A 20400-nucleotide genomic window follows, 5' to 3' on the forward strand; every position below is an offset into this window, starting at 1 on the left:
GCGCCTTTTCACGACGGGTCACTGCGTTCATCACTTCTGATCTTTCACTTCTTCGAACTCGGCATCGACTACGTCGTCAGCCTTGTGCTCTTCCTGTGCAGCCTGCGCACCGGCTTCTGGCTTCTCAGCCTGCTCGGCGTACATCTTCTGCGCCACTGGAGCGGAGACTTTCGACAGTTCTTCGACCTTGGCGTCGATGGCAGCCTTGTCGTCGCCTTTGACAGCAGCTTCCAGAGCAACAACAGCAGCCTCGATTGCGGTCTTCTCTTCTTCAGAGACCTTGTCACCTGCGTCAGCGACCATCTTGCGAGTCGAGTGAACCAGTGCATCACCCTGATTGCGAGCAGCGGCCAGCTCTTCGAACTTCTTGTCCGCTTCCGAGTTCGCTTCAGCGTCGCGAATCATCTGCTGGATTTCTTCATCCGACAGACCCGAGTTGGCCTTGATCACGATCGACTGAGTCTTGCCAGTGGCCTTGTCTTTCGCGCCGACGTGCAGGATGCCGTTGGCGTCGATGTCGAAGGTCACTTCGATCTGAGGCACGCCACGTGGCGCTGGTGGAATCTCGGCCAGGTCGAACTTGCCCAGGGACTTGTTGGAAGCCGCCTGCTTGCGCTCACCTTGCAGCACGTGAATGGTCACGGCGCTCTGGTTGTCGTCGGCAGTCGAGAATACTTGCGATTTCTTGGTAGGAATTGTGGTGTTTTTCTCGATCAGCGCAGTCATCACGCCACCCATGGTTTCGATACCCAGAGTCAGCGGGCTGACGTCCAGCAACAGAACGTCTTTCACGTCACCGGCCAGTACCGCACCTTGAATCGCAGCACCCATGGCAACGGCTTCATCGGGGTTGACGTCCTTACGCGCTTCTTTCCCGAAGAACTCGGTCACTTTCTGCTGAACCAGCGGCATACGGGTCTGACCGCCGACCAGGATCACGTCGTTGATCGCGCCGATGTCGATACCGGAGTCTTTCAACGCGATACGGCAAGGCTCGATGGTGCGGGCAACTAGGTCTTCAACCAGCGATTCCAGCTTGGCGCGGGAAATCTTCACGTTCAGGTGCTTAGGACCGGTGGCATCTGCAGTGATATAGGGCAGATTCACGTCGGTGGACTGGCTGGAAGACAGCTCGATCTTGGCCTTCTCGGCAGCTTCTTTCAGACGCTGCATCGCCAGCGGGTCACCTTTGAGGTTCATGCCGCTTTCTTTCTTGAATTCGTCAACGAGGTAATCGATCAGACGAATGTCGAAGTCCTCACCACCCAGGAAAGTGTCGCCATTGGTGGCCAACACTTCGAACTGGTGCTCGCCGTCAACTTCAGCGATTTCGATGACCGAAACGTCGAAAGTACCGCCACCCAGGTCATAAACGATGACAGTGTGGTCGCCTTTCGCTTTGTCCATGCCGTAGGCCAGAGCAGCAGCGGTCGGTTCGTTGATGATGCGCTTTACGTCCAGACCCGCGATACGGCCGGCGTCTTTGGTCGCCTGACGCTGGCTGTCGTTGAAGTAGGCCGGTACGGTGATGACCGCCTCGGTAACGGATTCGCCGAGGTAGTCTTCAGCGGTCTTCTTCATCTTCTTCAGGATTTCAGCGGAAATCTGAGGCGGGGACATTTTCTTGTCGTTGACCGAAACCCATGCATCGCCATTGTCGTTCTTGGCGATGGTGTAAGGCACCATCTTGATGTCTTTCTGAACGACTTCTTCGTCGAACTTACGGCCGATCAGACGCTTCACGGCGTACAGCGTGTTGTGTGGGTTGGTGACCGCCTGGCGCTTGGCAGACTGGCCGACCAGAATTTCACCATCATTGGCGTACGCAATGATCGAAGGGGTGGTACGCGCGCCTTCGGCGTTCTCGATCACCTTGGCTTTACCGTTTTCCAGAACCGAGACGCAGGAGTTGGTGGTCCCCAGGTCGATGCCGATAATCTTGCCCATGTTTGACTCTCCCGAAACTTTGAATTTGGTTGCCGCAACTGCGTTTACAAATTGCGGTAATTCTTTAAACCATGGCCCTTAGATGGGGCCCGTTCAGCTGATTTCAAGCCTGCTCGTCAATTGACGGTGCAACAGGCGACGGCGCTTTGCTGACCACAACCATGGCCGGGCGCAGCAGGCGGCCGTTAAGCTGATAGCCCTTCTGGAACACCTTGAGCACGCTGTTGGGCTCGACGTCGGCGCTTTCCTGCATCGCCATCGCCTGATGGTGCTCAGCGTTGAACGGTTGGCCGTGCGGGTCGATGGCTTCCAGCTGATAGCGCTTGAGGGTGTCCGCGAACATTTTCAGCGTCAGCTCGATGCCTTCACGCATCGGGCGAATGCTTTCGTCGTCCGGGTTGGACAGGTCCAGACCCCGCTCCAGGCTGTCGACGATCGGCAGCAGGTCGCCAGCGAACTTCTCCAGCGCAAATTTATGGGCCTTCTCTACGTCCTGCTCTGCACGACGGCGGACGTTCTGCAGATCCGCAGCGACACGCAGAGACTGGTCCTGCGCCGCGGCCAGTTGCTCTTCGAGCACTTGCACACGGGTTGCCAAATCTTCTCCGGAAGTCGCCTCGCCAGCTTGATCCTGAGTTTGCGTATCCGGGTTCTGTTCGTCAGCCATTGTTCTCTCCTCCAATTACGTCCGTGAGGCTCAACTCACGCTTCTGCCCGGCTATATGGGGCCGTAATTTTCGGCTTCAAGGGGTAAAGGTGCAGGATCGGGCGAATAACCCTACAAATATTCCGACATGAAGCGATGGGGCCTGATGACCTGCCAAAACACAGTTTCAATGCTAAAAATGCTGTGCAACCTGCCAAATCGAGCTAAAGGTGGGCATTGTCAGGCCAAAGCAAAACACTGTATAAATAACCAGACATATCGCTTGGGAGCCGCCCTTATGCTGGTGCACCTGTCCATACATAACTACGCAATCGTTGAACACCTCGATCTGGAACTGGATCGCGGCATGAGCGTGATCACCGGGGAAACCGGCGCGGGCAAGTCGATCATGCTCGACGCCCTGGGCCTGACTCTGGGCGATCGCGCCGACAGCGGCGTAGTGAGGCCGGGCGCCGACAAGGCCGACATCCTCGCAACCTTCGATGTGTCGGACATCCCCGAAGCACGTAGCTGGCTTAGCGAACGCGATCTCGAAACCGACGGCCCGTGCATCCTGCGCCGGGTGATCACCGCTGAAGGGCGCTCACGCTCCTATATAAACGGCACGCCCTGCCCCCAAGGCGATTTGAAGGCACTGGGCGAACTGTTGATCGACATCCACAGCCAGCACGAACACCAGTCGCTGCTCAAGACCGACACCCATCGGCGCCTGCTGGACGAATACGCCGGCGCGACCGATCTTGCCCGTCAGGTTCAACTGGCTGCGCAGCGCTGGCGCCAGACCCGCCATGAGCTGGAGCTTCTGGCCAATTCCGGTGACGAGCAGCGCGCCAAGCATCAGTTGCTCAGCTATCAGCTCGAAGAACTCGAAGGCCTGAGCTTGGGCGAGAACGAGCTCGAACACCTGGAACAGGAACACACCACCCTCACCAACGCCGAGAGCCTGTTGGGCATCTGCCGACAAGTAGTTGAGCTGTGCAGTGAAAGCGACTCAGGCAATGCCTTGAACGCGCTGACCGCCAGCCTTAACCGCCTGACCAGCGTGAACAACTCCCCGGATGCGCTCAATGAGGCGACCAACCTGCTCTCCAGCGCGCAGATTCAGGTCGAAGAGGCCGTTGGCGAAATCAATCGATTCCTCGATCGCTTCGAGGCTGATCCAGCGCGTCTGCAACAGATCGAAGAGCGTCTGGACACCATCTACACCCTGGCGCGCAAACATCGCGTGCAGCCGACCGAAGTCCCTGCGCTGCATCAAAAACTGCTGGATGAAATCGAAACCCTCAACGCCAACGACGAGGCCATCGAGCGCCTGGAGCACGAGCTCGGCTCTTATGCCCGCCACTATCAAGAAAAAGCTCGGGAGTTGAGCGACCTGCGCCATCGCGCCGCGCCAGAACTGGCCCACGCGGTGGAACATGAAATCCAGCGCCTCGGCATGCCAGGCGGGCGCTTCAACATCGAGTTGCGCGCCAACGTCGATAAAGAGCTGTCACCCAATGGGCTTGAGCAGGTCGAATTGCTGGTCAGCGCCAATCCCGGCCAACCGCTCAAGGCGCTGGCGAAAGTGGCGTCCGGGGGCGAGCTGTCGCGGATCAGTCTGGCGATTCAAGTCATTACTGCCCAAACGTCTCGCGTGCCAACGCTGGTGTTTGACGAAGTCGATGTCGGCATTGGCGGCCCGACGGCCGAAATCGTCGGCCAATTGCTGCGCAGGCTCGGCGAGCGCGGTCAGGTCATGACCGTTACCCATTTGCCGCAAGTGGCTGCGCAGGGTCATCAACACCTGTTCGTGCACAAGGTGCGCGAGAGTGAGGCGACGCGCACGGCGGTCTCCAAGCTCAACAAGAATGAGCGTGTGGAAGAGGTGGCGCGAATGCTGGGCGGCATTGATCTGACCAAAGAGTCACTGGCTCACGCGAAGAAAATGGTCGTAGCGGCAAAGTCCTGAGAGGCTTCTTGCCAATTATCGCGACCCGCACGAGACCCTGTGGGAGCGAGCTCATTCGCGAGACGTCGGGGGACCCAACACACATCGCTGATTGATAAACCGCCATCGCGAATGAATTCGCTCCCACAGAGGGATCAGCGTGACACCGTGATTTCTCATTTGGCCTCAAGCCCCAAAAACAACAAAGGCGACCCTGAGGTCGCCTTTGTTGTTTCAAAAAAAGACTTATGCCTTTTTCGTGCGCACGTAGAGCACCAGATTGTGATCCACCAGCTCGAAGCCGTGTTCGGCAACGATCTGTTTCTGAAGCTCTTCGATGCCTTTGTGAAAGAACTCGATCACTTCACCGGAATCCACATTGACCATGTGGTCGTGGTGGCCTCCGTCAGCCAGCTCGAATACGGCGTGACCGCCGTCGAAGTTGTGGCGAACCACCAACCCGGCTGCTTCGAACTGAGTCAAAACACGGTAAACCGTCGCCAGACCGACGTCTTCGTTGGCCTCCATAAGCGCCTTGTAGACGTCTTCCGCGCTCATGTGGCGCTGCTCTGCAGAATCGAGCATTTGAAGGATCTTGACCCGTGGCAGGGTCACTTTAAGTCCAGCTTTGCGTAGTTCGCTATTTTCAACCATGGTCAGCTTTCTCGCAGACGCTGCTTCGCAGCTTCTCTTAATGCAGGTATGATCGGGGTTTACGTTGTCCCAGCCAAGATAGTGGAAGTCGCCCACCGATGCAAAACACCAAGCTCTTGCTAACCAGTTTCACCTTCGTGGGACTGCTCGCACTCGCCGGTTGTTCATTCCCCGGGGTTTATAAAATCGACATCCAACAGGGCAATGTCGTCACGCAAGACATGATAGACCAGTTACGTCCGGGAATGACCCGACGGCAAGTACGGTTTATCATGGGCAACCCCTTGTTGACCGACACGTTCCACCCTGACCGCTGGGACTACCTGTACAGTCTTCAGCCAGGTGGCGGTGAACGCCAGCAGGAACGCATCAGCCTGATCTTCAACGGTAACGATCAGCTGGCGAGCCTTTCCGGCGACTTCAAGCCAGGTGTGAGCCGTGACGAGGCGATCCTCGGCAAACCGAGCGACACCAACGTCACGCCCGAAAACAAAGGGGATCAGCCTCAAAAGGAAGCACCGCCGAAGCCGGGCTCCCTGCTCGAGCAGATCCAGAACGACGTCGACAAGGTCGAAACCGTTCCGGTCCCGGCTCAGGAACCTCTGGATACCAATCCGCAGTAATCCAGCTTGCCGCGTTGTGCGGCAGCCCAAAAAAAGCCCGGCGATCCCGGGCTTTTTTGCGTCTGGACAATCGAGGCGATGAAAAACTTAAATCGATTTCTGCTTCTTTTTGGCCAACGCCGCTTTCTCTGCGCGCAAACGTCGCACCTCTTTTGGGTCAGCGAGCAGCGGTCGATAGATCTCGACCCTGTCGCCCTCCTCCAGAACACGCGCCTGAGGGTTGGCAACCACCTTGCCAAACACCCCCAGCGGACATTGCGTCGGATCCAGCCCTACGACCCTATGCGCGATACCTGATGCCTCGACTGCAGCGTACGCCGTCGTCCCCGCAGGCACATCGAGCGCGATCAGCGTCTGCTGCTCGGCCGTGGCGTACACCACTTCGACGTGAATCATCGGCTCAGCCATACAGCTCTTTGGCTCGCTGGCAGAACGCGTCGACCAGGGTATTGGCTGCCTGATTGAACAGCGGCCCCAGGGTCGCGCGAACGATCGACCCCGAGTAATCGAACGACAGATCCAGGCTGATCTTGCAGGCCTTCTCGTTCAGCGCCTTGAAGGTCCAGACGCCATGCAACTGGCTGAAAGGCCCTTCTTCAAGGTTCATCTCGATGATCTGCCCTGGCGTCAGGACGTTGCGGGTCACGAAGTGCTGGCTCAACCCCCCCTTGGCCACTTCGACCCGCGCCCGCATGCTGGTCTCGCTCTGCTCGAGCACCGTGGTCCCGGAGCACCACGGCAGGAACTCCGCGTAGCGGGACACGTCGTTGACCAGGTCGTACAGCGCCTTGGCCGGATACGGCAACAGGGCCGAACGTTGAATATGCGTAGTCATGTCAGCGTTATTTCCAAAGCTGAGCGGCAAAGACAATCAGAATGCCGATCGGCGCCACATAGCGCATCAAAAAGAACGTCAGAGCGAATAGGACCGGGCTGCGTACCGACAACTCGTCACGCACCGCCTCACGCCCCATCACCCAACCCGCGAATACCACAAAACACAAACCGCCCAAGGGCAGCATGATCCGCGACGTGAAGAAATCGATCACGCCAAAGAAGTCCAGCCCCGCCGTCGCGCCCCATTGGTAGAGGTGAAACGCGCCGCCTTCGTTCACGAAAAACTTGGCCTGCTTCCAGATGTTGAAGGAGAAGACCGTGCCCAGGCCAACGAACCAGCAGATGAACGACAGCCAGAACGTCACCCAGCCGCGACGCACCTTGGTGCGCTCGACCAGATAGGCAACCATCGGCTCCAGCAGCGAGATTGCCGAGCTCCAGGCCGCGACCGCCACCAATATAAAGAACACCACACCCATGACCGTGCCGAACGCCACGTTACCAAATGCGTACGGCAAGGTAACGAACATCAGGCCAGGCCCTTCGCTCGGGTTCAGGCCCGCCGCGAACACAATCGGAAACAACGCCAGACCCGCCAGCAGCGAAACAAAGGTGTCCAGCAACGCGACGCCCACAACCGTCGCACTGATCGAAGCGCCTTTAGTCATGTACGCGCCATAAATCATGATCGAACCGACGCCCACGCTCAGGGAAAAGAATGCATGCCCCATCGCTGGCAGCAAACCTTCCATGACCTGCTCAGGCTTGAAGTCGAACATGAAATGCACGCCTTCCATGAAGTGCCCGGTGGTCAGGCTGTAGCCCAGCAGAATCACCATCAGCACGAACAGCAGCGGCATCAGGATGCGCAAGCTGCGCTCAAGCCCCGCGTTCACGCCCTTGGCAATGGTGATCGCCGACAACAGCATGAACAACGTGTGCCAGGCCACCATGCGCCAAGGGTCGGCGATCATCTCACCGAAGAACGCGCCCACGCCGTCAGGGGTGACCGCCTGGAAATCGCCCTTGCCGACGTCGATGATGTACTCCAGCGACCAACCGCCGACGACACTATAAAAAGACAGAATCAGCAGCGCGGTGATCATCCCTGCGAACGCACCCCACGACCATTTGCCGGAGTGTCCCGCCTTGCGCGCCAGCACTTTCAGGGCGTTGGCCGGGCTTTGCCGGGCACGGCGGCCGATCAGGGTTTCGGCCATCATCACCGGGATGCCGATCAGTGCGATGCACGCCAGGAACATCAGCACGAACGCGCCGCCGCCATAGACGCCGACCATGTAGGGGAATTTCCATATACTGCCCAACCCCACGGCCGAACCTGTGGCGGCCAGGATGAACACCCAGCGACTCGCCCAGCTACCGTGAACCGAAACCTTGTCCGTCGACATCGTTGACACGTCCAACACGCAAAAAAGAGCGCGCATTGTCCGGGATTCACTCAGCGCGCTCAAGCACGCAGGTCACCTCAAAGCCCCCATAGCCGAGAGCGCCGTTGATCCCTATAATGCGTCGCCTATGGCCAAGCTCAAGAAACATCCCACAGGGACCATCGCGCAGAACAAAAAGGCGCGACACGATTACTTCATCGAACACAAATTCGAGGCCGGTCTGGTCCTGTCCGGTTGGGAAGTAAAAAGCCTGCGTGCCAACAAGGTACAGCTGGTGGACAGTTATGTGCTGCTCAAGGACGGTGAGGCATGGCTGATGGGTTGCCATATCACGCCGCTGACGACTGCCAGTACTCACGTCATCGCTGACCCGACACGCACCCGTAAACTTCTGCTCAACAAGCGCGAGCTGGAACGGCTCAACGCCTCCGTTGCGCAAAAAGGCTACACCGCCGTCGCCCTCTCCGTTTACTGGAAGGCGCACCTGATCAAGTGCGAAATCGCGCTGGGCAAGGGCAAGAAGGAATACGACAAGCGTGATACCGAGCGGGTCCGCGATTCCGATCGCGAACTGCAGCGCGCTGTGCGCAACAAGGGCAAGGAAGACTGAATTGCTTCTGGCTGCTACGGCGGCCTGCCTGACGAACGCAAGACATCTGTGGGAGCGAATTCATTCGCGATTGGGCGGTACATCCGATGCAAATATGTCGAATGTACAACCGCATCGCGAATGAATTCGCTCCCACAGGAAGTCTCGGCTCAATCCGGAAAAACCGCCTCTAAGTCCCGAAACCGCCCCTGAATCTGAAACCCGTTAAATCCCGTTACGCCGCTCAGCCCTGGCCGTGCGCTGCACCTGCTGACGCACCTCTTCCAGCACCTCCTGCACATACAACAGATGCCGGCTGGACACCTCACGGGCATCGTTGGCCCGGCCTTCGATAATCGCCTGATACAATTCACGGTGCTGATTGATCAGCATGTCGCGCGTTTCAGCGCGCTGTTTGTACATGCCGCCGATGTTGGTCACGACGTTACGCTTGAGCAGGTCGAACAACCCGCGAATAGTGTGCAGCAGCACAGCGTTATGGCTGGCCTCGGCAATGGCCAAGTGGAAGTTGGCATCGGCCGCGCCCTCTTCCGCACGGCTCACTTCATCAACCCGGCTGTAGCAATCCTGCAAGGCATCGAACGCTTCGCGCAGGCGCGTGCGGTCGACGTCGGTCGCGCGGATAGCTGCGTAATACGCGCATGAGGCTTCCAACGTATGGCGGAATTCCAATAAATCCCGCTGTGCCTCAGGGCTGCTTTCCAGCAGATGCAGCAGCGGATCGCTGAACGTCGAGCCCAGGTTCTCGACGACATAATTGCCACCGCCCTGACGACTGACCAACAGGCCCTTGGCCGTCAGCTTTTGAATCGCCTCACGCAACGAGGGGCGCGATACCCCGAACTGCTCGGCCAACGCGCGTTCGGCAGGCAAGCGCCCGCCGGCCCTGAGCGTCCCCTCAAGAATCATGCGTTCGAGCTGTTCGACAATATCGTCAGACAAGCGGCGCTGACGCACCTGATCAAAGCCCATACCCCTCCACTCCACATCCCCGACGGCCCCCGCCTGACATAACAGGGGGCGCATATTCTCGCTGATTGTGATCGGACATTCACCCGGCAGATGCAGGTCAAATCAGCGCCTCAGGAAAAAACCGTGATCACTGCGACAAAAGTTTTAGAGCCACAAATTGACACACCAATGCCAAGGCTTTTAACCTAGCGCCAAGACATTGTAAATTGGTATTACCAATTTACAGATGCCGGCGACGAGTGGATACCCCACGACACGCCGCAAGCGCTTCGCGACGGCGGAACGTTTGAGCTGGTGAGCTGTGCGATTTCGTTCGTCAGCACCGGCAGGACGACAGACAAGCAGTTGTCGCTTGCAGGCGCCGCGCACGCAAGACACGGACACCGGGCCTAACCAACAACAATACGGGGCCTCCTACATGCAAACCTGGCAACAGTTCTACACACCCCTCGGCAGCCTGGGCCTTTCGGCGCTGGTTGCAGTCATCCCTATCGTGTTCTTCTTCGTGGCCCTGGCTGTTTTCCGGCTCAAAGGGCATGTCGCGGGCACCATCACTCTGTTGCTTGCCGTGCTGATCGCGATCTTCGGCTTCAACATGCCAGCCGACATGGCCATCGCTTCGGCGATCTACGGCTTCCTGTACGGCCTGTGGCCCATCGCGTGGATCATCATCGCGGCGGTGTTCCTCTACAAACTCACGGTCAAGAGCGGTCAGTTCGAGATCATCCGCAGCTCGGTCATGTCGATCACCGACGACCAACGCTTGCAGGTGCTTTTGATCGGCTTCTGCTTCGGCGCCTTCCTGGAAGGTGCGGCCGGGTTCGGCGCTCCGGTGGCGATCACCGCAGCCTTGCTGGTAGGCCTGGGCCTGAACCCGCTGTACGCGGCAGGCCTTTGCCTGATTGCCAACACCGCACCGGTGGCCTTCGGCGCATTGGGGATTCCGATCATCGTGGCCGGTCAGGTGTCGGGCATCGACGCGTTCAAGATCGGCGCCATGGCGGGCCGTCAATTGCCGCTGCTGTCGGTGTTCGTGCCCTTCTGGCTGATGTTCATGATGGACGGCGTCAAAGGTGTGAAGGAAACCTGGCCAGCAGCGCTGGTAGCAGGCGGCAGTTTCGCCATCGTGCAATTTCTGACCTCCAACTTCATTGGCCCTGAACTGCCGGACATCACCTCGGCACTGGTGAGCCTGGTATCCCTGACCTTCTTCCTGAAAGTCTGGCAACCGGCTCGCGCGACCGACGCGCACGTCGCAAGCACCAGCGGCGGTGCGGCAGTCATGGGTGGCGGTCCTGGCGGCTTCGGTCAACCACGCACGACCCGCAAATCCCCCTACTCGGCAGGCACCATCCTCAAAGCGTGGTCGCCGTTCCTGATCCTCACCGTGATCGTGACGATCTGGACCCTCAAGCCGTTCAAGGCGCTGTTCGCGCCAGGCGGGCCGCTGCAGGCGCTGACCATGAACTTCCCGGTCCCGCACCTGGACCAACTGGTGATGAAGGCCGCGCCCATCGTCGCCAACCCGACAGCCATGCCGGCCGTTTACAAGTTCGACCTGCTGGCAGCTTCAGGCAGCGCGATTCTGGTTTCAGCGATTCTGGCGATGATCGTACTACGCATCGGCGCCAAAACTGGTCTGACCACTTTTAAAGAAACCCTGATCGAGCTGCGCTGGGCCATCGTGTCCATCGGCATGGTGCTGGCCTTTGCCTTCGTCATGAACTACTCGGGCATGTCCACTACCTTGGCGCTGGTACTGGCGGCGACAGGTTCTGCGTTCCCGTTCTTCTCGCCGTTTTTGGGATGGCTGGGGGTGTTTCTGACCGGTTCCGACACATCGAGTAACGCTCTGTTTGGCTCGCTGCAAGCGACCACCGCGCATCAGGTGGGCGTGAGTGATGTGCTGATGGTGGCCGCCAACTCCAGCGGCGGCGTGACCGGCAAGATGATCTCGCCGCAGTCGATCGCGGTTGCCTGCGCGGCCACGGGCTTGGTCGGCAAGGAATCGGACCTGTTCCGCTTCACCCTCAAGCACAGCATCTTCTTCGCCGCCATCGTCGGCTGCATCACCTACGCTCAGGCGTACTGGTTCACCGGCATGCTGGTTCACTAAAGAGACGAGCGCCGGGTGCCCCGAGCACCCGGTCGCAACCACGCTCAATCAACGTTGCGAGACTCCATGATCATTTCCGCCTCCACCGATTATCGCGCCGCCGCGCAACGCAAGTTGCCCCCATTCCTGTTCCATTACGCCGACGGCGGCGCCTACGCCGAGCACACGCTGCGCCACAACGTTTCGGACCTGGCCGGCATCGCCCTGCGTCAGCGCGTGCTGAAGAACATGTCCGAGCTGAGCCTGCAAACCACGCTGTTCAACGAAACCATGAGCATGCCCATCGCACTGGCCCCGGTCGGCTTGTGCGGCATGTACGCCCGGCGTGGCGAGGTGCAGGCCGCTCGCGCTGCCGCGTCCAAAGGCATTCCATTTACCTTGTCCACCGTGTCGGTCTGCCCGATCGAAGAGGTGGCGCCCGCCATCGACCGGCCGATGTGGTTCCAGCTGTATGTGCTCAAGGACCGCGGTTTCATGCGCAATGCCCTCGAGCGCGCCAAGGCTGCCGGGGTCAAGACGCTGGTGTTCACTGTCGACATGCCGGTGCCCGGCGCCCGCTATCGCGACCTGCATTCAGGGATGAGCGGCAAGAACGGCCCGATCCGTCGCGTCCTGCAATCCATGGTTCACCCGCAGTGGGCGTGGGACGTCGGCGTGAATGGCCGTCCTCACGACCTGGGCAACATTTCCACCTACCGCGGCAACCCCACAGGTCTTGCCGATTACATTGGCTGGCTGGGCAACAATTTCGACCCCTCGATTTCCTGGAAAGACCTTGAGTGGATCCGCGATTTCTGGGACGGCCCGATGCTGATCAAGGGCATCCTCGACCCCGAAGACGCCCGCGACGCCGTGAAATTCGGCGCCGACGGCATCATTGTTTCCAATCATGGCGGACGCCAGCTCGATGGCGTGTTGTCCAGCGCCCGCGCACTGCCGGCCATCGCCGACGCCGTGAAAGGCGAACTGAAAATCCTCGCAGACTCGGGCATCCGTAGCGGCCTGGACGTGGTGCGCATGATCGCCCTGGGCGCCGACGCTGTGCTGATTGGCCGCGCGTTCATCTATGCCCTCGCCACCCACGGCGAAGCGGGCGTGAGAAACCTGCTCGACCTGTTCGAGAAAGAAATGCGCGTAGCGATGGTGCTGACCGGCGCCAAGTCCATCAGCGAGATCACCCGCGAATCCCTGGTGCGCGAATCGCTGATCCAGTGAGTCAAGCAGGCGCGTGATCGCGCCTTTAGCCCAAGCACGCGGCACGTCAGATGCCGCGGCAGATGAGGAAGACCCCATGAGCCTCCCCGCCGCCTTCCTGGCCGATGTGAAGCGCCTGATCCCTGCCGAGCGACGCTTCGACGATCCGCTGTCGACCCTGGCGTTCGGCACCGACGCCAGCTTTTACAGGCTGATCCCCAAGCTGGTGATCCGCGTCGAATCCGAAGACGAAGTGGTCACGCTGCTCAAGCTGGCGCAGGTCGACAAAGTACCCGTGACCTTCCGCGCGGCGGGCACAAGCCTGTCTGGCCAGGCCATCAGCGACTCGGTGCTGCTGGTGCTGGGCGACAACTGGAACGGTCGGGAAATTCGCCGCGACGGCGAGCAGATCCGCTTGCAACCGGGGGTGATCGGCGCACAGGCCAACGCCTGGCTGGTGCCGTTCGGGCGCAAGATCGGGCCCGATCCGGCCTCGATCAACGCCGCGAAAATCGGCGGCATCGTCGCCAACAACTCCAGCGGCATGTGTTGCGGCACGGCGCAAAATACCTATCACACACTCGCCGGCATGCGTCTGGTGCTGGCCGATGGCACGCGCCTGGACACCGAAGACGCCCAGAGTGTCGCAGCCTTTCGTGCCAGCCACGGCAGGCTGCTCGATCGCCTGGCGGAACTGGGCCGCGAGACCCGCGCCAACACCGAGCTTGCCGCAAAGATTCGTCACAAATATCGCCTGAAAAACACCACCGGCCTGTCCCTCAACGCCCTGGTGGATTTCGATGAACCACTCGACATCCTCAGCCACCTGCTGGTTGGCTCTGAAGGGACGCTGGGCTTCATCAGTGCGGTGACCTACGACACTGTGCTCGATCACCCGAACAAAGCCTCGGCACTCATTGTGTTTCCAGATGTGGAGACCTGCTGCAACGCCGTGACCGTGCTGAAAACCCAGCCCGTCTCAGCGGTCGAATTGCTCGACCGCCGCAGCATGCGCTCGGTGCAGAACAAACCGGGGATGCCCACTTTCGTACGCGAACTGTCGGAAAGCGCCTGCGCCCTGTTGATCGAAGCACGCGCGGCGACACAGGCGTTGTTGCACGAACAGCTGGCGCAAATCATGGCCTCGATTGCGCATTTTCCGGTGGAAAAGCAGGTCGACTTCACCGAAGACCCGGGCGAAAACGCACGCCTGTGGGCTATCCGCAAAGACACCTTCCCGGCGGTGGGCGCGGTGCGTAAAACCGGCACCACCGTCATCATCGAAGACGTGACCTTCCCCGTCGAACAATTGGCCATTGGCGTGCGTCGCCTGATCGAGCTGTTCGACAAACACCACTACGACGAGGCGATCCTGTTCGGCCATGCGCTGGAGGGCAATCTGCACTTCGTGTTCACCCAGGGCTTCAACGACCCGCAGGAAATTGCCCGTTACTCGGCGTTTATGGACGACGTGACGCAACTGGTCGCGGTGGAATTTGGCGGCTCGCTCAAGGCCGAACATGGCACCGGGCGCAACATGGCGCCCTTCGTCGAACTCGAATGGGGCAGCGACGCCTATCAATTGATGTGGAGGCTCAAGCGCCTGCTCGACCCCAACGGCATCCTCAACCCCAACGTGGTGCTGAGCGAAGACCCGGACATCCACCTCAAGCACCTCAAGCCCATGCCCGCCGCCGACGTCATCGTCGACAAATGCATCGAGTGCGGCTTCTGCGAGCCGGTCTGCCCCTCGAAAGGCCTGACCCTGAGCCCGCGTCAGCGCATCGTCATGTGGCGCGATATTCAGGCGAAAAAACGCGCCGGCACCGACACCACCGAGCTTGAGCGCGCCTTTCACTATCAAGGGATCGACACCTGCGCGGCGACCGGCCTTTGTGCACAACGCTGCCCGGTGGGTATCAACACCGGCGAGCTGGTGAAAAAACTCCGCGCCGAAGACGCCACCCATGGCAAGACAGCAGGCTGGCTGGCGCAGCACTTCACCACCGCGCTCAAAGGAGCGCGCTTCACCCTGCATGCCGCCAATGGCGCACGCATGCTGCTCGGCGCGCCGAGGCTGGCGAAGTTTTCTGCGGCACTGACCAAGGCATCGTCGGGGCGAGTTCCGCAGTGGACCCCGGCCATGCCGCAAGCCGAGAACGCCATTCGATTAACTGCGCCAATCGAGGATCAGCGCCCCCGCGTGGTGTACCTCGCTGCCTGCGTATCACGGGTCATGGGCCCCGCCGCAGCCGATCACGAACAGATGTCGCTGATGGACAAAACCCGTGGCCTGCTGGAAAAAGCCGGCTATCAAGTGGTGTTCCCGGAGGATCAGGACAGCCTCTGCTGCGGCCAGCCATTCGCCTCCAAAGGCTACGCCGAACAGGCTGAAGAAAAGCGCCAGCAGCTGCTTGCGGCATTGACCAAAGCCAGCCGTGGCGGCCTCGATCCAATCTACTGCGACACCAGCCCCTGCACCCTGCGCCTGGTGCAGGATCTCAAGGACACGCGCCTGGACCTCTACGACCCGGTCCGCTTCATCCGCACCCATTTGCTCGACAAACTGGTGTTCACCCCGCAGCAGGAAGCCATCGCCGTTCACGTCACCTGCAGCACTCAGCATCTGGGCGAAAGCCAGGCCCTGATCGAACTGGCGCGCCTGTGCAGCGTTAACGTGGTCATCCCTGAAGGCATCCACTGCTGCGGCTTCGCAGGCGACAAAGGCTTCACCACGCCCGAACTCAACGCCCACTCGCTGCGCACCTTGAAAGACGCGGTACAGCATTGCAGTGAAGGCATCTCCACGAGCCGCACGTGCGAAATCGGCCTCACCCGACACGGCGGCATCGACTACCACGGGCTGGTTTACCTCGTGGATCGGGTCACGCGACCAAGAAGCGCTTGATGCACACAAATGGGGCGACAATCGCCCCATTTTCCCGACACATGTTGCAACATGGCTTTTTCACACCACCTGCAAAATAAATAGAACCCCTGCAAACGGCGACAGTCCATCTCTTTAAGCGCCACGACACGGGACGCTTAATCCTTTATCTCGGAAATCGGCCTAATCGACCGGCCATACCGAGTCCACAGGCTCAAGGAGATACACATGAAGCGCACAGCACTGACTGGTTTGTTTCTGACCGCTGCACTGTTGGGTTCCCCGGTATTCGCTGCCGATGACCTCTGCGGTGCCAACCTGCAGACCCTCAAGGACGCTCACACCTCAACCAGCACCAACATGAGCGCCGACACCAAAGATGAACTGGAAAAAACCCTGACAGCCGCCACCGCCGCGCAAAAAGCCGGCGATGACAAGAAGTGCATCGAGCTGACCACCAAAGAAATCACCAGCCTGAAAACAGGCGGCGACGGTTCTGACGGCGGCAACGCCAAGTAATGCGCTGAACACCGCATCATGGCCAGCCTTCGGGCTGGCTTGGTGACTCGGTCGCAGGTGCGGAGTCGACGTATCCCATTGATTCGGGTACACTCCGCGACCTGACTGCTAGAGCAGCAGAATTGGGGCCGATTAGGATTCGACGCCGGTGATGAAACTCTAGGGGCATGCCGACTTGGTAACAGAAGTCGTAAATCCACTGTTGCAACTTTCTATAGTTGCCAATGACGAAACCTACGGGGAACAAGCTCTCGCTGCGTAAGCGGCGCTAGCCTTCCTTCTGGTAGCTTCGGCTCCAGCAATCATCAGGGGATGCCTGTAAACCCGAAATGATTGTCATACAGAACAGGATCGCCGTGCAGTACGCTGTGGACGAATCGGCTAAAACTTACACAGCTCGCCCAAAGCACCCTGCCCGTCGGGTCGCTGAGGGTTAACTTAATAGACACGGCTAAGCATGTAGGCCCGAAAGCGGAGTACTGGCGGACGGGGGTTCAAATCCCCCCGGCTCCACCACACAAGCTATACAAATCAAGCACTTAGCGTTATGCGCAAGTGCTTTTTTTGTGCCTTTTGGGGCTATTTTGGCTCTGGAATGCCAGCTTAATGACAGCATCACTTTGATATCTTATAGACCGAAGGCATTCCACCCGGAGCCCCCGCAACCCTCACACCATCGAATTCAGAGCCCAAACAACGTTGAACCGGCTGGTCACCAGGTGGTCGACAAACGTGCAAAGAAAGGTCACAAAGTTTTGGAGGCAAGACTCCAATAAGGAGGGCACTACAGGCATGGCTGATATTAGGGCGGATAAACGGCCGGCATCCGGGCAAAAGATCAGTCGATAGTAATGTCTACGACCTGAGCCTAAGACTATTCATCCCGCCGCAGAGTAGCTACCCCCTGGCCAGCCCCTCATGCATCCTGCAAAAGTGGATGGATAATTTGAAAGACAACAGGTAATGGCCAAACTGATTCAGCGAAGAAAGTTTTCTCTTGTTGGGAGCGTCAACAAATGCTTTGTAAGGAACAGAAATCGCTCGATCCAACAAAACGATGCTCTCAACTTCCATGTTGCTTTCAGCCGGTAGAAACATCATGCTCGTGATCTTCTGCTCACGAATAGCAGACATTTTTGCAGCGACCTTTGCAGCATCTAAGCCTTTACGCACGAGAGCTTCCTCGTAGAGCTTAAAGCCAATCACGGGGGCATACGTGATAAAAACAGGAAAGTCGCGATTATTTGACGGATCAATATCACATGAATTTGAAATAACCATCACACGGACATCATCCTTCTTGCCTGAGATGAAATCCATGTAGGGAGTTTTCTCCCAGTAATCACCCTGCAATGTTTCCTTTGGAAACTTATCCGTAAAAACCCTGGAGTGCTCAGAAAAATCTTTCAGAGCCGCAGCAAGGCCAATTTTTTGGTCCTCAGTCAAATAGAAAGGTAAAAAGTCCTTGTAATTGAAACTATCAATATTCATCCAAGAACCTTACCTAAGGACTAAGTCCCAAAAATTTTCCTCAATAACGGTGGCAAACTCCACTCCGAGCATTTCCACGCCAGATGACATCTCAGCGGCAAAGGCCTCTGACGTCTGACTCAGCCAATTATTTGCATCTGAGGCCGACACATCATGTACGTTTGCCCCAAGCGTAGAGCTGGAATGAAAATCAACGAAATTATTGCTGTTTGCAATATACATGTTGTTGCCCTCGGAAATCCTTTCCGCTGCTTCGAGTTGGCTTTGAAGTGCAATCGCCGTGTAACCCAGCATGAGCAGTCCCGCCGCAACGCTGACTGTCGCAGGGTTGCGCACTATAGTGTAGCTACTCATATTGCGGCTCCAGGGAAGCTAATGCTTCGGCAGACATGCAGTCGAAGACCAGACGCTTGTTGGCATCATGCAAGAAATCCGCTCTTGTGGCTAACTGATCCAAAAAGGTAGCAGGCGGCTCAATGCCAACTTCGAGCACAGAATCTACATCCAGCACTGGCCCTGTTATGATGCGCCCATTGAACAACGTGATGCTTGCCACAGATGCGATTTGGAGCGCATGAGTTACGCCGTCTTCAATCATCCCAAGGCGCACATGGAAGTCATTCTCTGTCGCACTTCGTCCACCCAACTCCAGCTGCAGTTTAAAACAACTAGAAGGTTTCATAGGCAGACCTTCCAAGATATCGATGTACTTAATTGAACACCTTGAAACATTGCTAACCGTTCCTGACTTCAAAACCACTTCAAAGGCTTGAGTGATAGCGGCTTTGAACTCATTCCAACCCCGATAAGGGATTTTGGAGGCTACAGCAAAAACCCGATCACCGATTAGTATCCAGTAGTCGCCCCAACTGAGCTTGCAGAGAGGAGCAAACGCAAGGTTCGGGTCAGCGTCACGCATGTCCTTAGGAATGCCGAAAGCAGGGAAGTTTTCCATGGTTTTTTCACCAGGAAGCAGCCCATACAAAATGCCCGGCCAGATGGACGAAGCCGGCACGCTGCTTTCAAATCGCATTTCAAAAACAGCTTCCACCAAAGGCTCTTTACCAAGCTTGGATGGTAGCTTCCCGTTTGACTCTGCACGAAACACCTTGTCCACCTCCGATCGATTCGCATCAGACTCGCCCAAATTGGACGCGCCTTACCATGGTTGCTCACGCTTGGGCGCGCGGATTTTATAGCAGCGCCGATAGCGTGTCGACTTGTAGACACAGGAGCAGCAAGCAAATTCATCTCCCTCTACCTGCCTGTTGAGCGCAGTGTAGGAGATGCACAGTATGCAGGCTACTGGTGTTACCAAGAAAGATAGCGTTTGTATGTCATATCGGCTTATCGGCAGCCAGCTTTAGCGGAACCCGCACGTAGCTTGCTCAGCTAACCCACGCTCCATCTGCACTCGGGCTTATGCTTCGCATAGTACAAAGGCCCAAGCCTATGATTTTTTGGAGATAAAGCGACTGACTTAGAATCAGCAGGTCCTGGGTTCGACTGCTGGTGCAGGCACCATACACACAGAGGCCTGCAGCGATGCAGCGCCTTTTATTTTCCTGCGCTACGTACTATCGCACGCACAATTCTAAAGACGCTGGCGCCTGCCACCCGAGGTTATCCACAGAATCATACCCTGCACGATTGTTTTATGACGTCAAAAAGCTATCATTGGAGCTTTTAGGAGATGCATATGCGCTACGCTGTCGATGTCACTAGCGATATTGAACGTGTTCAGGAATGGTTAAAAGACGAAATCAAGATGACGCCAAATCGCGCCAAATTGAAGCTTCACATCAGTAGAGAAATTCAGAAGTCCTTGAGCGATCATCCGGTCTCTCGAATCAGAATCGCCATTCTTTCGCTCGTCGCCGCAGACCTAGTATCAGACCCTCTGAACCTAAGCAGTGAGGACGAAGAAAATGCTCGCTGGTTGGTTCGCGATCTTCAAATGGGTTTTGACGGTGATGCACCAATCACCCGTCGCTTCGATCTTTGAAGGCGGGGCTTATCCAAGGACTACGGCACATCCTTGAAGAAGACGTGGTGGCCCACAACTAGCGTCTTCTTCGCACCGTTGGCCCACTTCGGCGGCGTCGGCATGGTGGTGGCGTAATAGTGCGTTGCCCTGCCGGTCGGGTCCGGCACCTTGCCGTCGATCACCTGGTCAGCAGCAACCCGGCACTGCGCCAGCTCGCGGAATGGGATCTGCTTGGCACCGGTCAGGAATGGCTGATTCGGATCGCCTTTGTTCCAGCAGCTGAACTGGTATGGCTTCTGGCAGACCCCGGTGTAGCCCTCGCCCCACCACGACTTATCCTTGCCATCGTCGACCCGGTTGCGAATCGACCAGGCCACGGCCACCATCCCGGCCAGCCCTTCCCCACGCGCTTCGCCCCACAGGGTGCGCGCCAACACGTCACGATCTTTCTCGGTCACGCTCATTCATGTTCTCCAGGCAAAAAAAATACCCGCTTGAGGGCGGGCAGGGATCGGTTTGGATTGATCGTCATTTCTTCTGACGAATGACACTGCTCA

At 58.0% G+C, this 20400-nt stretch carries 19 protein-coding genes and 1 other RNA gene; 9 read left to right on the top strand and 11 right to left on the bottom strand.

Annotated elements, in window-relative coordinates; translation table 11 throughout:
* Nucleotides 1-30 precede the first annotated feature (30 nt).
* The gene (dnaK, locus tag AC07V9_RS25935) at nucleotides 31-1947 is read right to left on the bottom strand and encodes a molecular chaperone DnaK (RefSeq protein ID WP_495018483.1); all 1917 of its coding nucleotides are present in this window, start codon (nucleotides 1945-1947) and stop codon (nucleotides 31-33) included.
* A 103-nt stretch (nucleotides 1948-2050) separates the two neighbouring features.
* Entirely contained in the window at nucleotides 2051-2614 is a 564-nt protein-coding gene (gene grpE / locus AC07V9_RS25940) for a nucleotide exchange factor GrpE (RefSeq protein ID WP_495018484.1), read from the bottom strand.
* Between the two features lie 277 nt (nucleotides 2615-2891).
* On the opposite strand from grpE, the gene recN reads away from it, so the two are divergent.
* Nucleotides 2892-4565, top strand: coding sequence for a DNA repair protein RecN (gene recN, locus AC07V9_RS25945; protein ID WP_495018485.1), 1674 nt, complete (start codon nucleotides 2892-2894; stop codon nucleotides 4563-4565).
* Nucleotides 4566-4790: 225 nt separating this feature from the next.
* Here recN and fur read toward each other — a convergent pair whose 3' ends face one another.
* Nucleotides 4791-5198, bottom strand: coding sequence for a ferric iron uptake transcriptional regulator (gene fur, locus AC07V9_RS25950; RefSeq protein WP_495018486.1), 408 nt, complete (start codon nucleotides 5196-5198; stop codon nucleotides 4791-4793).
* A 98-nt stretch (nucleotides 5199-5296) separates the two neighbouring features.
* Here fur and AC07V9_RS25955 point away from each other — a divergent pair, with 98 nt between their 5' ends.
* On the top strand, nucleotides 5297-5821 hold the full coding sequence (locus tag AC07V9_RS25955) for an outer membrane protein assembly factor BamE (protein WP_495018487.1): 525 nt from the start codon (nucleotides 5297-5299) through the stop codon (nucleotides 5819-5821).
* A gap of 87 nt (nucleotides 5822-5908) precedes the next feature.
* Here AC07V9_RS25955 and AC07V9_RS25960 read toward each other — a convergent pair whose 3' ends face one another.
* Genes AC07V9_RS25960 through AC07V9_RS25970 form a run of 3 tightly spaced genes read right to left on the bottom strand, consistent with a single transcriptional unit; the run spans nucleotide 5909 to nucleotide 8067 of the window.
* Nucleotides 5909-6229: an RnfH family protein gene (locus AC07V9_RS25960; RefSeq protein WP_495018488.1), complete on the bottom strand. Its 321-nt coding sequence runs from the start codon at nucleotides 6227-6229 to the stop codon at nucleotides 5909-5911.
* Entirely contained in the window at nucleotides 6222-6656 is a 435-nt protein-coding gene (locus AC07V9_RS25965; RefSeq protein WP_495018489.1) for a type II toxin-antitoxin system RatA family toxin, read from the bottom strand. The genes AC07V9_RS25960 and AC07V9_RS25965 overlap by 8 nt, the downstream gene beginning before the upstream one ends.
* Before the next feature lie 7 nt (nucleotides 6657-6663).
* Nucleotides 6664-8067, bottom strand: coding sequence for a sodium-dependent transporter (locus AC07V9_RS25970; protein WP_495018490.1), 1404 nt, complete (start codon nucleotides 8065-8067; stop codon nucleotides 6664-6666).
* 127 nt (nucleotides 8068-8194) lie between these two features.
* On the opposite strand from AC07V9_RS25970, the gene smpB reads away from it, so the two are divergent.
* The gene (gene smpB, locus AC07V9_RS25975; RefSeq protein ID WP_495018491.1) at nucleotides 8195-8677 is read left to right on the top strand and encodes an SsrA-binding protein SmpB; all 483 of its coding nucleotides are present in this window, start codon (nucleotides 8195-8197) and stop codon (nucleotides 8675-8677) included.
* Nucleotides 8678-8881: 204 nt separating this feature from the next.
* On the opposite strand, the gene AC07V9_RS25980 is transcribed toward smpB, so the two are convergent.
* On the bottom strand, nucleotides 8882-9649 hold the full coding sequence (locus tag AC07V9_RS25980; RefSeq protein WP_495018492.1) for a GntR family transcriptional regulator: 768 nt from the start codon (nucleotides 9647-9649) through the stop codon (nucleotides 8882-8884).
* A gap of 418 nt (nucleotides 9650-10067) precedes the next feature.
* Between AC07V9_RS25980 and AC07V9_RS25985 the strand changes: the two genes are divergently transcribed.
* The 5 genes from AC07V9_RS25985 (at nucleotide 10068) to ssrA (ending at nucleotide 16881) form a co-directional block, all read left to right on the top strand.
* Entirely contained in the window at nucleotides 10068-11765 is a 1698-nt protein-coding gene (locus AC07V9_RS25985; RefSeq protein ID WP_495018493.1) for a lactate permease LctP family transporter, read from the top strand.
* A 66-nt stretch (nucleotides 11766-11831) separates the two neighbouring features.
* The gene (gene lldD, locus AC07V9_RS25990; protein WP_495018494.1) at nucleotides 11832-12980 is read left to right on the top strand and encodes an FMN-dependent L-lactate dehydrogenase LldD; all 1149 of its coding nucleotides are present in this window, start codon (nucleotides 11832-11834) and stop codon (nucleotides 12978-12980) included.
* A 76-nt stretch (nucleotides 12981-13056) separates the two neighbouring features.
* Nucleotides 13057-15867 (top strand): FAD-binding and (Fe-S)-binding domain-containing protein, encoded by a 2811-nt coding sequence (locus tag AC07V9_RS25995; RefSeq protein ID WP_495018495.1) that lies wholly within the window; start codon nucleotides 13057-13059, stop codon nucleotides 15865-15867.
* Nucleotides 15868-16074: 207 nt separating this feature from the next.
* Nucleotides 16075-16365: a PA2433 domain-containing protein gene (locus tag AC07V9_RS26000; RefSeq protein ID WP_296178916.1), complete on the top strand. Its 291-nt coding sequence runs from the start codon at nucleotides 16075-16077 to the stop codon at nucleotides 16363-16365.
* A gap of 124 nt (nucleotides 16366-16489) precedes the next feature.
* Nucleotides 16490-16881: a transfer-messenger RNA gene (gene ssrA / locus AC07V9_RS26005) on the top strand.
* A 381-nt stretch (nucleotides 16882-17262) separates the two neighbouring features.
* On the opposite strand, the gene AC07V9_RS26010 is transcribed toward ssrA, so the two are convergent.
* From AC07V9_RS26010 to AC07V9_RS26020, 3 genes are read right to left on the bottom strand one after another with little or no spacing between them, the layout of a single operon-like run.
* Nucleotides 17263-17856 carry a hypothetical protein gene (locus AC07V9_RS26010; protein ID WP_495018496.1) on the bottom strand — a complete coding sequence of 198 codons (594 nt, stop codon included), beginning with the start codon at nucleotides 17854-17856 and terminating at the stop codon, nucleotides 17263-17265.
* A gap of 9 nt (nucleotides 17857-17865) precedes the next feature.
* Nucleotides 17866-18210: a hypothetical protein gene (locus tag AC07V9_RS26015; protein ID WP_495018497.1), complete on the bottom strand. Its 345-nt coding sequence runs from the start codon at nucleotides 18208-18210 to the stop codon at nucleotides 17866-17868.
* The gene (locus tag AC07V9_RS26020) at nucleotides 18203-18973 is read right to left on the bottom strand and encodes a TIGR04255 family protein (RefSeq protein ID WP_495018498.1); all 771 of its coding nucleotides are present in this window, start codon (nucleotides 18971-18973) and stop codon (nucleotides 18203-18205) included. Before AC07V9_RS26020 ends, AC07V9_RS26015 begins: the two co-directional genes overlap by 8 nt.
* Nucleotides 18974-19555: 582 nt before the next feature.
* On the opposite strand from AC07V9_RS26020, the gene AC07V9_RS26025 reads away from it, so the two are divergent.
* A complete protein-coding gene (locus AC07V9_RS26025) occupies nucleotides 19556-19861 on the top strand; it encodes a hypothetical protein (protein ID WP_495018499.1) in 306 nt (101 codons plus the stop codon).
* A 20-nt stretch (nucleotides 19862-19881) separates the two neighbouring features.
* Here the strand turns inward: AC07V9_RS26025 and AC07V9_RS26030 are convergent, their stop codons facing one another.
* On the bottom strand, nucleotides 19882-20307 hold the full coding sequence (locus AC07V9_RS26030) for a cell wall hydrolase (RefSeq protein ID WP_495018500.1): 426 nt from the start codon (nucleotides 20305-20307) through the stop codon (nucleotides 19882-19884).
* Nucleotides 20308-20400 lie beyond the last annotated feature (93 nt).

The sequence above is a fragment of the Pseudomonas sp. GW821-FHT02A11 genome, from assembly GCF_059421985.1.

Bases quoted from the DNA above. Each gene is read 5' to 3' on its own strand.
- recN (WP_495018485.1), top strand. From the start codon at position 2,892: ATGCTGGTGCACCTGTCCATACATAACTACGCAATCGTTGAACACCTC.
- AC07V9_RS26015 (WP_495018497.1), bottom strand. From the start codon at position 18,210: ATGAGTAGCTACACTATAGTGCGCAACCCTGCGACAGTCAGCGTTGCG.
- AC07V9_RS26030 (WP_495018500.1), bottom strand. From the start codon at position 20,307: ATGAGCGTGACCGAGAAAGATCGTGACGTGTTGGCGCGCACCCTGTGG.
- AC07V9_RS25980 (WP_495018492.1), bottom strand. From the start codon at position 9,649: ATGGGCTTTGATCAGGTGCGTCAGCGCCGCTTGTCTGACGATATTGTC.
- smpB (WP_495018491.1), top strand. From the start codon at position 8,195: ATGGCCAAGCTCAAGAAACATCCCACAGGGACCATCGCGCAGAACAAA.
- dnaK (WP_495018483.1), bottom strand. From the start codon at position 1,947: ATGGGCAAGATTATCGGCATCGACCTGGGGACCACCAACTCCTGCGTC.
- AC07V9_RS25995 (WP_495018495.1), top strand. From the start codon at position 13,057: ATGAGCCTCCCCGCCGCCTTCCTGGCCGATGTGAAGCGCCTGATCCCT.
- AC07V9_RS25970 (WP_495018490.1), bottom strand. From the start codon at position 8,067: ATGTCGACGGACAAGGTTTCGGTTCACGGTAGCTGGGCGAGTCGCTGG.
- AC07V9_RS26025 (WP_495018499.1), top strand. From the start codon at position 19,556: ATGCGCTACGCTGTCGATGTCACTAGCGATATTGAACGTGTTCAGGAA.
- AC07V9_RS25965 (WP_495018489.1), bottom strand. From the start codon at position 6,656: ATGACTACGCATATTCAACGTTCGGCCCTGTTGCCGTATCCGGCCAAG.
- grpE (WP_495018484.1), bottom strand. From the start codon at position 2,614: ATGGCTGACGAACAGAACCCGGATACGCAAACTCAGGATCAAGCTGGC.
- fur (WP_495018486.1), bottom strand. From the start codon at position 5,198: ATGGTTGAAAATAGCGAACTACGCAAAGCTGGACTTAAAGTGACCCTG.
- lldD (WP_495018494.1), top strand. From the start codon at position 11,832: ATGATCATTTCCGCCTCCACCGATTATCGCGCCGCCGCGCAACGCAAG.
- AC07V9_RS25960 (WP_495018488.1), bottom strand. From the start codon at position 6,229: ATGGCTGAGCCGATGATTCACGTCGAAGTGGTGTACGCCACGGCCGAG.
- AC07V9_RS25985 (WP_495018493.1), top strand. From the start codon at position 10,068: ATGCAAACCTGGCAACAGTTCTACACACCCCTCGGCAGCCTGGGCCTT.
- AC07V9_RS26010 (WP_495018496.1), bottom strand. From the start codon at position 17,856: ATGAATATTGATAGTTTCAATTACAAGGACTTTTTACCTTTCTATTTG.
- AC07V9_RS25955 (WP_495018487.1), top strand. From the start codon at position 5,297: ATGCAAAACACCAAGCTCTTGCTAACCAGTTTCACCTTCGTGGGACTG.
- AC07V9_RS26000 (WP_296178916.1), top strand. From the start codon at position 16,075: ATGAAGCGCACAGCACTGACTGGTTTGTTTCTGACCGCTGCACTGTTG.